Source organism: uncultured Cardiobacterium sp., from assembly GCF_938028825.1.
GTDB lineage: Bacteria > Pseudomonadota > Gammaproteobacteria > Cardiobacteriales > Cardiobacteriaceae > Cardiobacterium.
This window is the reverse complement of record NZ_CALIZP010000023.1, coordinates 1-12672: the sequence shown is the minus strand read 5'-3', so window position 1 is coordinate 12672 and position 12672 is coordinate 1. Positions and strand designations below refer to the sequence as shown.

The following is a 12672-nucleotide window of genomic DNA, read 5'->3' as shown; positions in this document are numbered from 1 at the left end:
TACGGCTCCGGCTGCACCGGCGAATACCTCGCCGCCACCATCAGCGCCGACTACCGCAAGCACCGCTGCCGCGACGCGCACCGCGCCCTGCTCGCCGCGCGCCGCGAAATCGACTACCCCACCTACCTCGACTACTGGCACGCCCCGGACGGCGCCAGCGACGTGGAAATGCCGCACGACAACCCCGCGCCCTACCGCCTCGCCGCCATCAAGAACCACCGCCGCTACTACGACGGCCCGGCAAGCGTCTGAGAAGGCTCGCTTGGTGCGCGTCAACCCATTAACAAAAAGCCTCTTTCACGATACTGGCATTTACGAACAGCCCGCCTATGACAATCCGCTTCGAGTGGCACATGGACAAGGCCGCAAGCAACTTGGCAAAACACGACGTATCATTCGATGAAGCTGCCGGCGTATTCTTGGATGACTTCGCGCTACTGATTGCCGACCCGGAACATAGCCTTGACGAAGACCGCTTTGTCTTGCTCGGGTTAAGCAAACGGCAGCGGCTTTTGATCGTCGTTCACTGCACACGAGGCAGCAAAATCCGCATCATCTCTGCCCGCAGGCAACAAAACACGAACAGCGACAATATTGGGAGCAAAGACCATGAAAGACGAATACGATTTCAGCCGGGCGCGCCGCAATCCCTACGCCTCGCAGCTCAAACAAGCCGTTGTTATCCCGCTCGACGCAGACAGCGCCGCCTACTTCCAGACCCTGGCAGAAGAGTTGCATACCACCACTGAGGCCTTAATACACCAATATCTCCAGGATTGCGTCAAACAGCGGCGCAAACCACAACACCCCGGGACATAACCCAACGCCCATGAACGACTACGACGACACACTCACCCGCGCCCGCGCCCCCGGCAAAATCATCCTCAGCGGCGAACACGCCGTCGTCTATGGCGCGCCCGCCATCGTCTGCGCTATCACGCGCTACACCACCATCGGCTTCGCCCCCATCCACCGCAGCCGCACCATCCGCACCGCCCTCGCCGGCATCTCCGCCGGCAAACACTACCGTACCGCCGCGCTGCACCGCCTGAAAGACGAACTCGACCGCCGCTTCGAACAATACGACCGGGGCGAGCGCGCCGTGCAAAACATCCTGCGCCGCCCGGACGACCTCGTCATCTACAGCCTCGCCACCCTGCTGCGCCACCTGCCGCTGCCCGGTTTCAGCGCGGGCAGCCGCCTGCCCGTGCCCGGCCGCCTCAGCAGCAGCAGCGAACTGCCGCTTGGCGCGGGCATGGGTTCCTCCGCCGCCGCCATCGCTGCCACCCTCGTCCTCTACGAACACCTGCTCGGCCGCCCGATGAGCGACCGACAGCGCTTCGAGCGCGTCCGCTTCTGCGAACGCCTGCAACACGGCAAAGGCAGTGCCATCGACGCCACCGCCACCGTCTATGGCGGCCTGCACATCCTGCGTGACGGCACACCGGCACCGCTTGCCGCCACCCTTGGCAGCGGCTGGTACTGGATACTTTCCGGCATCCCCATCGTCAGCACCGGCGAATGCGTCGCCCATGTGCGCCAGCAGCATGGCCGGGATAGCGCCTTGTGGCAGACCTTCGCCACCATCACCAGCACCCTGCAAGAGGCGCTCACTACGGGTGCCGACCCGCGTCCCGCCCTGCGCGAAAACCACCGCCTGCTGCAGCACATCGGCACTGTTCCTGCGCCTGCCGCCGCGCTTGTCGCCGCCATCGAAACGGCAGGCGGCGCAGCAAAAATCAGCGGTGCAGGGGCGCATCGCGGTGCGGGCGGCGGCATCATCCTCGCCTACCACCCCGACCCGCAGGCCATCCCCGCCCTCCTCGCCGCTCATCAACCCGCGCTGACCTGGGACAACCTGCACATCGCCCCGCGCGGCGCGCACATCCTGAGCGAAGCCGAAGCCGCTGGCTCCCCCGCCCCGCTGACAGCCGCCCTGAATTGAACGGTACCTTGACGCGGCCCCGGCAATCACGCCGCTTGACGGCTGTTCGGACAGCGCGTCGGCACTACGGCAGAAAGAAAAACGTAGAGACGTTGCCGGCAACGCCTCAAAAAGCAAAAATCCGGCAACGACGCCGCTAGGCGGTTTTTTCTCGTGTACAACGGCAACGGCTGTAAAAAAAGCGGGCTTGAAGCCCGCTTTCCTGTTGCACCGGGTGCACTGCGCCTATGCCAGCACGCCCGTTTCGTTGAGGATGAAGAGCAGGGCGAAGCCGATGAGGTAAATCAGGCCGACCACGGCTAGCACGTTCATCGCCGGTGAGAGGCGGTGTTTCTTGTCGCGCTGCACCAGACCGTAATTCAGCCAGGCGAAGACCGGCGCGGCGAGGAAGGCGGTAATCATCGCGAAGCGCAGCAGTTCGCCGAGCGCGCCCTGGAACCACAGGATCAGGGCGATGGCGGTTATCGACACCCAGAGAATCCAGGCAAAGAGTTCGCGCGTGCGGAAGAACGGCTTGCCGCGCACCAGCCGCGCCGCTTCGGCAATCGCGCGCGGGTAGCCGTCGATGACGGTAATCGTCGTGCCGTACATGCAGGCGAAGGCGATGAAGGCCACCAGCGGGCGCGACCAGTCGCCGATTGTTACCGCGTACATATTGATGAGCTGCGGCACATAAGCGCTGCCCTTCATCTGCACCTCTTCACCGCTGCCGTATTGCACATAGGCACCGAGGGCGAGGAAAAAGAGCGCCAGCACGGCGCTGGTGATGAAGCCGACGTTGAAATCGAACATGCCGTCGCGGTAATTCGCCGGGGTGTGCCGCTGCTTGGCGGTGAGCCAGAGCGAGTTGATGGCGGAAATTTCGATCGGCGCGGGCATCCAGCCCATCAGGGCGATGATGAAGGGCAGGGCGGCGAGCGTCCACGGCGAGGGCTCGACGAAATCCGCCTGCACCTGCATCCCTTTCGAGGCGGCGATGCCCGCCGCGATGATGGTGGTGATGCTCAGGCTGATGACGATGAGCTTGGAGAGGGAATCCAGCGCCTTGTAGCGCCCCATGAAGAGGATGAGCACGCAGGAGACGATGAGCAGCACCGACCACATGTTGACCGACAGCGGCAGGCCGGGCAGCGCCGTCTGGACGATGACCGCCGTGAGCAGGGCGACTGCCGCCGCGCTGATGGTGGAGGAAAGGAAGCACATCACCAGGAACACCCACAGATAGGCGCGGCTTTTTTCGGCATAGCCTTCAATCAGGCTTTTGCCGCTGTCGAGGGTGTAATGCGCGCTGAAGCTGAAAAACGGGTATTTGAAGAGGTTGGTCAGGACGATAATCAGCGCCAGTTGCCAGCCGTAAATCGCGCCAGCCTGGGTGGAGGCGACCAGGTGCGAGCCGCCGATGGCGGCGGAGGCCATCAGCACGCCGGGGCCGAGGGCGCGCAGGCGGCTGCGCCAGGTGGAAACGGGGGAAACTTCGTGGGCGGTGGGGACTGCTTGGGTATTCAAGATATGCTCCGGTGAAAAAGCGCGCATTGTAGCGCAGGCATCCGTTTTTTGAAGCAAAGGCGCGGAAATCCGCCACTATTCGCTCAAATATTGGGGATTTCATCCGCAAATGGCTTGGAATGGCAACAGATTCCCTATGCTGCTGTTTTGCCGTGCTACTGCCCGCACACATGCGGGCGCGTTCCCATAACCTTCTGAAAAAGCGTTTGTTCCTGCGGGAAACCTGTATGCCGCCCACACGCCCGCTATACTGCGCCGCGTTTTTCCGGAGAATTTATGTTTACAGCCACTCGCGGGGCGGGGCGATGAGCGCGCCCGCCGCCAAACTGGTTCTGCTCGGCGTGCTCGGCAATGCCGCGCTGGCGCTCGTCAAGGGGGCGGCGGGGATTGCCGGCCATTCTTACGCGCTGATTGCGGACGCCATCGAATCCACCACCGACGTGTTTTCCTCGCTGCTGCTCTACCTCGGCCTGCGCGTCGCCGACCGCCCGCCCGATGCCAACCATCCCTACGGGCACGGGCGCGCGGAATCGCTTGCCACCTTCATCACCGTCGCCTTCCTTCTCGCCTCGGCGGGCATCATCGCCTACAAAAGCGTCGTGCACATCATCACCCCGCACAAAACCCCCGCGCCGTTTACCCTTATCGTGCTGCTCGCGGTGGTGGCGGTGAAAGAGGGGCTGTTCCGCCTCTTCCGCAAGCGCGGGCATGAAGCAGCGAGTGGCGCGCTGGAAGCGGAAGCCTGGCACCACCGCAGCGACGCGCTGACCTCGCTCGCCGCCTTTTGCGGCATCACCGTGTCGCTGGTCATGGGCAAGGGCTGGGAAAGCGCGGACGACTGGGCGGCGCTGGTGGCGGCGGCGATTATTTTCTACAACGCCTGGCGCATCTTCCGCCCGGCGCTGGCCGACATCATGGATGAAGACCGCTTCGGCGAGTTGCGCCAGCGCATCATCGCGGCGGCAGGGCGGGAAGAAGCGGTGCAGGCGGTGCAGGAATGCCTGGTGCGCAAGATGGGCAGCGCCTTCGTCGTCGATTTGCGCCTGCTGGTGGACGGCACCCTGTCCGTTACCGCCCTGTGCGCGATGAAGGAGCGGCTGCGCGCCCGTCTCGCGGCGGACGAAGCGCGCATCAGCCGCGTCTTCATCGAATGCGACTGCTGCCTCGTCTGCCCGCACCGGCGCGGGTAAGCCGTCCCCTGCGGTAAGATGCCTGTTTTTCAGCGAGGAGAGATTATGACGAACATCATCTGGCGCAGTCATCCTGCGCCGTCGCTGTCCGGCACGGTGCGCGTGCCGGGCGATAAATCCATTTCCCACCGCGCCATCATGCTCGGTGCACTCGCCGACGGCACCACGCATATCAGCGGTTTTCTTGAAGGCGAGGACTGCCTCGCCACCATGCGCGCCTTTCAGGCAATGGGCGTTGCCATTGAGCATCACGGCGAGGGCCGGGTGACGGTGCATGGCACCGGGTTACACGGCCTGCGCGCGCCCGCCGCACCGCTCGATGTCGGCAACAGCGGCACCAGTATGCGTCTTCTGGCGGGGCTGCTGGCCGGGCAGCCGTTTGACAGCGAGCTGGTCGGCGACGCCTCGCTGATGCAGCGGCCGATGCGCCGCGTGACCGAGCCGCTGGCGCTGATGGGCGCGGCGATTGTGACCGGCGCACGCGGCACGGCGCCGCTCGCGATTCACGGCAAACCGCTGCACGGCATCGATTACACCCTGCCGGTCGCCAGCGCGCAGTTGAAATCCGCGCTGCTGCTTGCCGGGCTGTATGCGGAAGGGACGACGCGCATCACGGAAACGGGCATCAGCCGCGACCATAGCGAGCGGATGCTGCGCGGCTTCGGCGTCGAGGTGCGGCGGGACGGCGCGACGCTGGCGATTGCGGGCGGGCAGCACTTGACCGCCTGCGATGTGGTCGTGCCGGGCGATGTGTCCTCGGCGGCGTTTTTCCTCGTCGCGGCGCTGATTGCGCGCGAGGGCGCGTTGCTGCTGGAAAATGTCGGCATGAACCCGACCCGCGCGGCGGTGGTGGAGATTCTGCGTGCGATGGGCGGCGACATCACGGTGGAGAATGCGCGCGAGGCGGGCGGCGAGCCGGTCGCCGATTTGCGCGTGCGCGCCTCGCGGCTGCACGGCATCACCATTGATGAAGCGCTGGTGCCGATCGCCATCGACGAGTTTCCGATTATTTTCATCGCCGCCGCCTGCGCCGAGGGCGAAACGCGCGCCACGGCGCTGCGCGAGTTGCGCGTCAAGGAAAGCGACCGCCTCGCGGTGATGGACGCGGGCTTGCGTGCGCTGGGGGTGGCTTGTGAGGCGGGTGAAGACACCATGTGTATTCGCGGCAAAGCGGGGACGGCATTCACCGGCGGGCGGGTGGACAGCCACGGCGATCACCGCATCGCCATGAGCTTCGCCGTCGCCGCGCTGCGCGCCGCCGCAGCGGTAGAGATTCTGGATTGTACCAACGTCGCCACCTCGTTCCCGACGTTCCGCGCGCTGGCGCAGGGCATCATCGGTATGCAGATTGAGGAAAGCCATGCGTAAGGTCATCACCGTGGACGGCCCCAGCGGGGTCGGCAAAGGCACGTTGTGCCAGAACCTCGCCCGCGAACTGGGCTGGGCGTATCTCGACAGCGGCGCGCTCTACCGCCTGCTCGCCCTGCGCGCGCTGGCGGCGGGCAAGGCGGAGGCGGACGCGGCTACCGTTGCGGCGCTGGCGGCGGGTTTGCAGGTGGATTTCCGCCTGGACGCAGCGGGTTGCACGGTGCTGTTAAACGGCGAACCCGTCGGCGATGCGTTGCGCAGCGAGCGTTGCGCCGCCACCGCCTCGAAAATCGCCGCCTATCCCGCCGTGCGCGCCGCCCTGCTCGATTATCAGCGCCGTTTTGCCGGCGATGCGCCGCTCATCGCCGATGGCCGCGACATGGGCACGGTGGTTTTCCCCGCCGCGCCGCTCAAATTCTTCCTGACCGCATCAAGCGAAATCCGCGCCGAGCGGCGCCATAAGCAGTTGTTGGCAAAGGGGGAATGTGTTAATGTGCGCGACATCTACGCAGAGATTGTCGCGCGTGACGAGCGCGATCAAACCCGCAGCGTAGCCCCGCTCAAACCAGCTTCGGATGCGGTGGTCATCGACACGGGCGGATTGTCGATTCAGGACGTGCACCAGCAAGTTTCCAGGGAAATTGCCGCACGTTTTTCTTTTACCTGACTTTTTATCAACCAGAGAAATCTATGGAATCATTTGCTGAGCTTTTTGAAAAAAGCATCGAAACCGCCGAGCTCAAACCCGGCTCCATCATCAAGGCCGAAGTCGTGCAAATCAACAAAGACTTCGTCGTCCTGAACGCCGGCCTCAAATCCGAGGGCTTTGTTCCCACCAGCCAGTTCACCGATGAAAACGGCAACCTCACCGTCGCCGTCGGCGACAGCGTCGAAGTCGCCCTGGAAGCGCTGGAAGACGGTTTCGGCGAAACCAAAATCTCGCACGAAAAAGCGCAACGCATCCGCACCTGGGAAGTGCTGGAACAGAAATTCAACGACAGCGAAACCATCACCGGCGTTATCTCCGGCCGCGTCAAGGGCGGTTTCACCGTGGATGTCGAAGGCGTCAAGGCATTCCTGCCCGGTTCTCTGGTCGATGTCCGCCCGGTCAAAGACCCCGCCCTCAGCGAAGGCAAAGAAATTGACTTCAAAATCATCAAACTCGATCAAAAACGCAACAACATCGTCATCTCCCGCCGCGCCGTGCTTGAAAACGAATACAAGGCCGAACGCGACGAGGTGCTGAAAAACCTGCAAGAAGGCGACATTGTCAAGGCCGTCGTCAAAAACCTCACCGACTACGGTGCCTTCCTCGACATCGGCGGCGTGGACGGCCTGCTGCACATCACCGACATGGCGTGGAAACGCATCAAATACCCGTCTGAAGTGGTCAACATCGGCGACGAAGTCGAAGTCAAAGTCCTCAAATTCGACCGCGAACGCGCCCGCGTCTCCCTCGGCCTGAAACAGCTCGGCTCCGACCCGTGGGGCGACATCGCCCAGCGTTACCCGGTTCACAGCCAGACCCGGGGCAAAGTCACCAACATCGCCGACTACGGTGCCTTCGTGGAAATCGAAGACGGCGTCGAAGGCCTCGTCCACGTCTCCGAAATGGACTGGACCAACAAGAACGTCAACCCGCGCAAATTCGTTGCCGTCGGTCAGGAAGTGGACGTCATGATCCTCGAAATCGACCCGGAACGCCGCCGCATCTCGCTCGGCATGAAGCAGTGCCAACCGAACCCGTGGCAGGAATTCGACCGCAAATTCCATAAGGGCGACCACGTCAAGGGACAAATCAAGTCCATCACCGACTTCGGCGTCTTCATCGGCCTCGAAGGCGGCATCGACGGCCTTATCCACCTCTCCGACCTCTCCTGGGACGAAAACGGCGAAGAAGCCGTGCGCCACTACCAGAAAGGCCAGGAAGTCGAAGCCGTCATCCTCGCCATCGACTCCGAACGCGAGCGTATCTCGCTCGGCGTCAAACAGCTCAGTCAGGACACCTTCGCCGCCTTCGCCTCTGCCAATGGCCGTGGCAGCGTGGTCAAGGGCACCGTCAGCGAAGTCGATGAACGCCAGGCCGTCATCAAACTGAGCGACGACGTCAACGGCATCCTCAAAGCCAGCGAAGCCGCCATCGAGCGCGTCGAAGACCTGAGCAAACTGCTCGCCGTCGGCGACGAAATCGAGGCGAAAGTCATCAATGTCGATCGCAAGCACAAGACCCTCAACCTCTCCATCCGCGCCAAAGACGTGGCGGACGAAAAAGCCGTCATCCAGGACTACACCCGCAAAGAAAACCACGGTGGTACCTCGCTCGGCGACATCTTCAAAGAGCTGAACAACAGCGACAACTAAAAACGCCCATTGCCGCCGCGCGAGCGGCGGCAAACCGTCTCCACATCCGCCGCAGCCCACGCTGCGGCGCTTCTCGAACCCCTTCGGGGCATAACAACAACGCAACGGAGCGAACATGACCAAATCGGAACTGATCGACCGTCTCTGCATGCGCTACCCGCAACTGCGCAGTCAGGATGTCGAAGAAACCGTCAAACTCATCATCGAAAAAATCTGCCAGAGCCTGGAAAAAGGCGACCGTGTCGAAATACGCGGCTTCGGCAGCTTCTCCCTGCACTACCGCGAGGCCCGCACCGGACGCAACCCGAAGACCGGCGAATCCGTCCGCGTTCCGGCCAAATCCATCCCCTACTTCCGCGCCGGCAAAGAACTGCGCGAGCGGGTGGATGAAAATGGCGCGTAAACCCGCCCGCCTGAACAAACAACAACAGCGCCGCCTTGCGGCGCTGTTCACATCCTTCCTGCGCGGCAAAAAAACGTTCGACAAAGTCATCATCCTCATCCTGAGCGGCGTCGCCATGCTCGCCTTCACCGCCTGGTCGCACAAAGACGGGCAAAACGGCAACACCCGCCATGACCCCTTTCACGGCGAAATCCGCAAAACCTACCGCTGCGAACTGAAAAAAATCTACGACGGCGACACCGTGACTGCCCGCTGCAACGGACAAAAAGGCCGGCAGGAAATCCGCATCCGCCTCGCCGGTATCGACGCGCCGGAAATGGGGCAAACCCCCTTTGGCGAAGAATCCAGACGCGAACTCGGCAAACGCCTCGGCAAAAACTTCGACATGCGCTACCTCGGCCCCGACTACTACCAGCGCAGCCTCGGCACCCTGTTCAACTACGGTCGCGACATCAACCTGCAAATGATCGAAGACGGCTACGCCTTCGCCTACGAAGGCAAAGACACCCCGCCCGCCTACACGCAGGCGGAAAAAAACGCCCGCGCCGCCCGGCGCGGCTTCTGGCGCAAAACCAAAAACCAGCAACCGACCAGCCCGAAAGCCTGGCGCCGCCACCACCTCTGAACCATGCGAAAAATCACCGTCCTCCTCCTCGCCCTCCTCCTCGCCGCCTGCACCCCGCCGCAAGCGGCAAACACCGCCGACCTCTGTACCTACCTGCCGCTTGGCGGTGAAAAAGACCGCCCCCGCGACGACAGCACCCGCCAACAATACGAACACGCCGCCGATGCCGTGAGCGACATCACCGCGCATGGCGACGACAGCAAACGCAAACACTGCGGCCAGACCTTCCGCAGCACGGCAGATGACGCCGCCCTCCTTGCCGACATCGACGCCGCCCTCGGCAAGGCCTGGCAACGGCGGGAAACCCGCACCGTTGATGGCCTCACCATCACCCTGTGGCAAACCATCAGCGCCTTCTGGCCGATGCAGCACTACGCCCTCATCACTCCGCCTGCCACCGCAAGCGGCGAACCCCGCCTGCTGCGCAGCCTCTACATCGCCGATAGCGACAGCGGCTTAAACAGCGCCGTCGTCTTCGGCACCATCCTCATCACCCTCGCCATCGTGCCCATCGCCATTGCCTTCCCGCTCTGGCGCAAACGCCGCCGCAAGCGTGCCGCGCGCAAAAACTGATACCGCCGGGCCCGTCAAGAGACGGGCTTTTTGTCGCACAAAGACTACGGGCACTCCCCCGTCTTGCGCAGGGACAGCAGCGGTTTGGAGACACCGCCCGCAATCTCGCTGCCCTTGATCGAGCATACCGAGCCGCCACCGGACGATTGCGAACTCAGTTGCAGCTCGTAATCGTGCCCCGCTTCGGGGATAAAAGTGGCGGGGAAAGAACAGTTGGCTATCGTAATATCAGCGGCGATTTCCAGGGTGACGGGTTCGTTGGCGCGGACATAGAACTCGGAAAACATCCCTTTCGTGCTGTCGTTGGGGTTGGGCATGCCCAGACTGCGGCCACGGTAGCCGGTGCTGCCGATGAAGCCGCCAATCACGGTCCCCGCGCCTTTCTTGCGGTAGTCCATGCAGGCCGAGCCGGGCGTACCGCGCATGGCGATGTAATTGCCGACGACGCGGATGCGGGCGCGTTCGCCGTCTTGCGGTTCTTCCATTTTCTTGAACTGCGTCCCGACGGCGCTGATGAAGGTGCAGCCGGACAGGGCGCAGAGGGATAGCAGCAGTAGTAGCGGTTTTTTCATGTTGACTCCTTTTGAGCGGTAGGCATAAGTATTGACCTAACCTTGTTGAGCATAACACATTAATAATCAAAGAGAAATCCCTACCTGGCTTGCGGAGGAGGGTTAGGGTGGGGCGTTCGTCCGCAGAACGCATCACTCTGGCGATACGGACAGATTTCCCCTTCCGGCCACCTTTCCCCCGCAAGCGGGAGGAAGGGATTATCCGCGTTTTCTCAAAGATTTCTCCTCGCGGCAAGACAGGTGAATATAGTCGTTTCAAACAGGAAAGAGACAAAGCGGCGAGCCGGAGACAGGACAGAATCGTACGGCGCAGGTTTCCCATAAAAATCGCGCGGCGATTCTTATGAGTGCCCGGCGAAGCAAATCAATGCTGTATCATTTTTATTTGAAATGGCTGTATTCCGATTTTACAGGCAAAAAGAAAGCCCCTGATAGGGGCTGACAAGTAGGTGTGGAGCGGGTGAAGGGAACTAATCTTTATTAAGAAACAAATATAAATCAAAATATTGGAAAATTTTTACAGAAAAAGCACTACATTCGGTACTACCGATTAGCATACGTTACGAGTACGTGCGCGTGCACACGCGAGGCGCCCACCTCCAAAAGTCGTGGGGGGTGTTGGGAAAAGTGCAACATCTGCAACATGCCCGAAAAAATACGTCTAACATCATGAAACAGAAAGAGAAAACCTGAACCTACAAAGTGCAATATAAGTGCAATCATGTTGCACTTTTTTTGCCACAAGCTCGAAAAAAATAATTGCATTAAAAACAGGATATTAAAAAACATTGCACTTTTTGTGGCAAAAAATTGCACTTTTTTGCCATATGGCAATCTCTTATAAAACATAGACTTAGGCATAGAAAAAGGGTATATTGCGGATGTTGCACTTTTCCCACTACCCCCATGCACTTTTAGAAATTTCCCCCTGTCATCCCTAGGGTGTATGGACAAAATAGGAGCCACAATGCTGTGGTGGTTTGCGCAGATATTGGGGAGAGGTAATCGGCCAGTCCGCCTCTTAACGGCGCAGATTTTCCAAGCGGTAAAAAGATGCAACTCCCTCTAGCAAAAGCGCGCGGGCGTGGGGCGGAGTTGTGCGCGCAGGTCGGGGGCAGAACGTTGATTGATTTTTCTGACGGGAAATGGGAAAACGATAGGTACAGCAAAATTCCACAGAGCGCTGCTGCGGGAATAGGAAGGATGAAGGGAAAGGGCGGATGCCGTAGAGTGATGGATGCCGACCGACCCAGCTTATTGGACAGGTCGGGGAAGACGGCGACGCCGCAGTGTGGGGACACCGCGACGCCAGCCGGCAGAGATACCTGCCAGCCTGATGCCGCCGCCTAGCTAGACGCGGCGATTGTATCAACCGACAAGGACTCTGCAAATGCAACTACGTTGCGCCACCTGCAACAAACTGCTCGCCTGTGGTGCCGGCAACCTGCAAATTAAGTGCTCGCGCTCAACCTCAACGAAGTCCTGCGTGCCGCCGAGGCGAGCGGCGTGCCCTACCGCAAAGCCGGGCGCCCCGCTTCATCGGCGCCTCGGTTACGGTGAATAGCGCTTTGGCCACACCGGACAAACCGCGCTATGTCCGCTGTTACCTGTTCAAATTCACCTAAAAGAAAAGCCCCTCGCGGGGGCTTTTTTTATGCTTTGCTGTCCGTCGTTTCGCCGATGTCGTAGGGCACGAAGTGCACAATCTCCTCACCCAGCCATTGGTTGATTTGTACAAACCGCTCCTGCAGGGGCTGCACCTCGTTGCGCGCGAAAATCTTGGCCGCGTCGGTAATGCTGCCGAAGCCGCTGCTGTTGGTCGGGACGATGCCGATCAGGTTGGGCGGAACGCGGCAGGCGGCGAGCCGGTCGTCGCGGGAGACGGCCTTGATGTTCATGAATTCGTCCTTTGCGGCCACCTCTGAGATCGGCAACAACTGAATCCCATCCTTGTTGCCATTGGGGGAATACAGGAGCAAGTTGCGGAAATTTCCCGGCCCTTTTGATGCCTTCAATTCCTCCTCTAAATTCTTGATGTCGTCTTCATTGATATTGGCATCAGTCAAATAGAGGATATATAGCTAATGGATTTCATTTTTCATACAGATCCTAAATAGCTTGTCGATATC

At 61.0% G+C, this 12672-nt stretch carries 12 protein-coding genes and 2 pseudogenes; 11 read left to right on the top strand and 3 right to left on the bottom strand.

Features of this window, described 5'->3' with window-relative positions:
• The 4 genes and pseudogenes from Q0562_RS03890 to Q0562_RS03880 form a co-directional block, all read left to right on the top strand.
• Window positions 1–252, top strand: a pseudogene (locus Q0562_RS03890) (hydroxymethylglutaryl-CoA synthase); the annotation flags it as partial.
• 77 nt (window positions 253–329) lie between these two features.
• Window positions 330–515: pseudogene (locus tag Q0562_RS13745) on the top strand (BrnT family toxin); the annotation flags it as partial.
• A gap of 94 nt (window positions 516–609) precedes the next feature.
• A complete protein-coding gene (locus Q0562_RS03885) occupies window positions 610–819 on the top strand; it encodes a hypothetical protein (protein WP_298641419.1) in 210 nt (69 codons plus the stop codon).
• A gap of 10 nt (window positions 820–829) precedes the next feature.
• A complete protein-coding gene (locus Q0562_RS03880) occupies window positions 830–1945 on the top strand; it encodes a GHMP kinase (protein WP_298641416.1) in 1116 nt (371 codons plus the stop codon).
• Between the two features lie 225 nt (window positions 1946–2170).
• On the opposite strand, the gene Q0562_RS03875 is transcribed toward Q0562_RS03880, so the two are convergent.
• A complete protein-coding gene (locus tag Q0562_RS03875) occupies window positions 2171–3361 on the bottom strand; it encodes an NRAMP family divalent metal transporter (RefSeq protein ID WP_366144694.1) in 1191 nt (396 codons plus the stop codon).
• A 317-nt stretch (window positions 3362–3678) separates the two neighbouring features.
• Between Q0562_RS03875 and Q0562_RS03870 the strand changes: the two genes are divergently transcribed.
• From Q0562_RS03870 to Q0562_RS03840, 7 genes are all read left to right on the top strand, one after another.
• Window positions 3679–4641 carry a cation diffusion facilitator family transporter gene (locus Q0562_RS03870; protein ID WP_298641412.1) on the top strand — a complete coding sequence of 321 codons (963 nt, stop codon included), beginning with the start codon at window positions 3679–3681 and terminating at the stop codon, window positions 4639–4641.
• 45 nt (window positions 4642–4686) lie between these two features.
• Window positions 4687–6009, top strand: coding sequence for a 3-phosphoshikimate 1-carboxyvinyltransferase (aroA, locus tag Q0562_RS03865; protein WP_298641410.1), 1323 nt, complete (start codon window positions 4687–4689; stop codon window positions 6007–6009).
• Window positions 6002–6676: a (d)CMP kinase gene (gene cmk / locus Q0562_RS03860; protein ID WP_298641409.1), complete on the top strand. Its 675-nt coding sequence runs from the start codon at window positions 6002–6004 to the stop codon at window positions 6674–6676. The genes aroA and cmk overlap by 8 nt, the downstream gene beginning before the upstream one ends.
• Window positions 6673–8370 carry a 30S ribosomal protein S1 gene (gene rpsA, locus Q0562_RS03855; protein WP_298641421.1) on the top strand — a complete coding sequence of 566 codons (1698 nt, stop codon included), beginning with the start codon at window positions 6673–6675 and terminating at the stop codon, window positions 8368–8370. Before cmk ends, rpsA begins: the two co-directional genes overlap by 4 nt.
• A 115-nt stretch (window positions 8371–8485) precedes the next feature.
• Window positions 8486–8773 (top strand): integration host factor subunit beta, encoded by a 288-nt coding sequence (locus Q0562_RS03850; RefSeq protein WP_298641407.1) that lies wholly within the window; start codon window positions 8486–8488, stop codon window positions 8771–8773.
• On the top strand, window positions 8763–9398 hold the full coding sequence (locus Q0562_RS03845) for a thermonuclease family protein (protein ID WP_298641406.1): 636 nt from the start codon (window positions 8763–8765) through the stop codon (window positions 9396–9398). Before Q0562_RS03850 ends, Q0562_RS03845 begins: the two co-directional genes overlap by 11 nt.
• Window positions 9399–9401: 3 nt before the next feature.
• Entirely contained in the window at window positions 9402–9971 is a 570-nt protein-coding gene (locus Q0562_RS03840; RefSeq protein ID WP_298641404.1) for a hypothetical protein, read from the top strand.
• A gap of 44 nt (window positions 9972–10015) precedes the next feature.
• On the opposite strand, the gene Q0562_RS03835 is transcribed toward Q0562_RS03840, so the two are convergent.
• Complete coding sequence (locus Q0562_RS03835) at window positions 10016–10543, bottom strand: hypothetical protein (protein WP_298641402.1); 528 nt, start codon at window positions 10541–10543, stop codon at window positions 10016–10018.
• 1652 nt (window positions 10544–12195) lie between these two features.
• Window positions 12196–12609 carry a hypothetical protein gene (locus Q0562_RS03830; protein ID WP_298641400.1) on the bottom strand — a complete coding sequence of 138 codons (414 nt, stop codon included), beginning with the start codon at window positions 12607–12609 and terminating at the stop codon, window positions 12196–12198.
• Window positions 12610–12672 lie beyond the last annotated feature (63 nt).

Bases quoted from the DNA above. Each gene is read 5' to 3' on its own strand.
- Q0562_RS03885 (WP_298641419.1), top strand. From the start codon at position 610: ATGAAAGACGAATACGATTTCAGCCGGGCGCGCCGCAATCCCTACGCC.
- Q0562_RS03880 (WP_298641416.1), top strand. From the start codon at position 830: ATGAACGACTACGACGACACACTCACCCGCGCCCGCGCCCCCGGCAAA.
- Q0562_RS03875 (WP_366144694.1), bottom strand. From the start codon at position 3,361: ATGGCCTCCGCCGCCATCGGCGGCTCGCACCTGGTCGCCTCCACCCAG.
- Q0562_RS03870 (WP_298641412.1), top strand. From the start codon at position 3,679: ATGCCGCCCACACGCCCGCTATACTGCGCCGCGTTTTTCCGGAGAATT.
- aroA (WP_298641410.1), top strand. From the start codon at position 4,687: ATGACGAACATCATCTGGCGCAGTCATCCTGCGCCGTCGCTGTCCGGC.
- cmk (WP_298641409.1), top strand. From the start codon at position 6,002: ATGCGTAAGGTCATCACCGTGGACGGCCCCAGCGGGGTCGGCAAAGGC.
- Q0562_RS03850 (WP_298641407.1), top strand. From the start codon at position 8,486: ATGACCAAATCGGAACTGATCGACCGTCTCTGCATGCGCTACCCGCAA.
- Q0562_RS03845 (WP_298641406.1), top strand. From the start codon at position 8,763: ATGGCGCGTAAACCCGCCCGCCTGAACAAACAACAACAGCGCCGCCTT.
- Q0562_RS03840 (WP_298641404.1), top strand. From the start codon at position 9,402: ATGCGAAAAATCACCGTCCTCCTCCTCGCCCTCCTCCTCGCCGCCTGC.
- Q0562_RS03835 (WP_298641402.1), bottom strand. From the start codon at position 10,543: ATGAAAAAACCGCTACTACTGCTGCTATCCCTCTGCGCCCTGTCCGGC.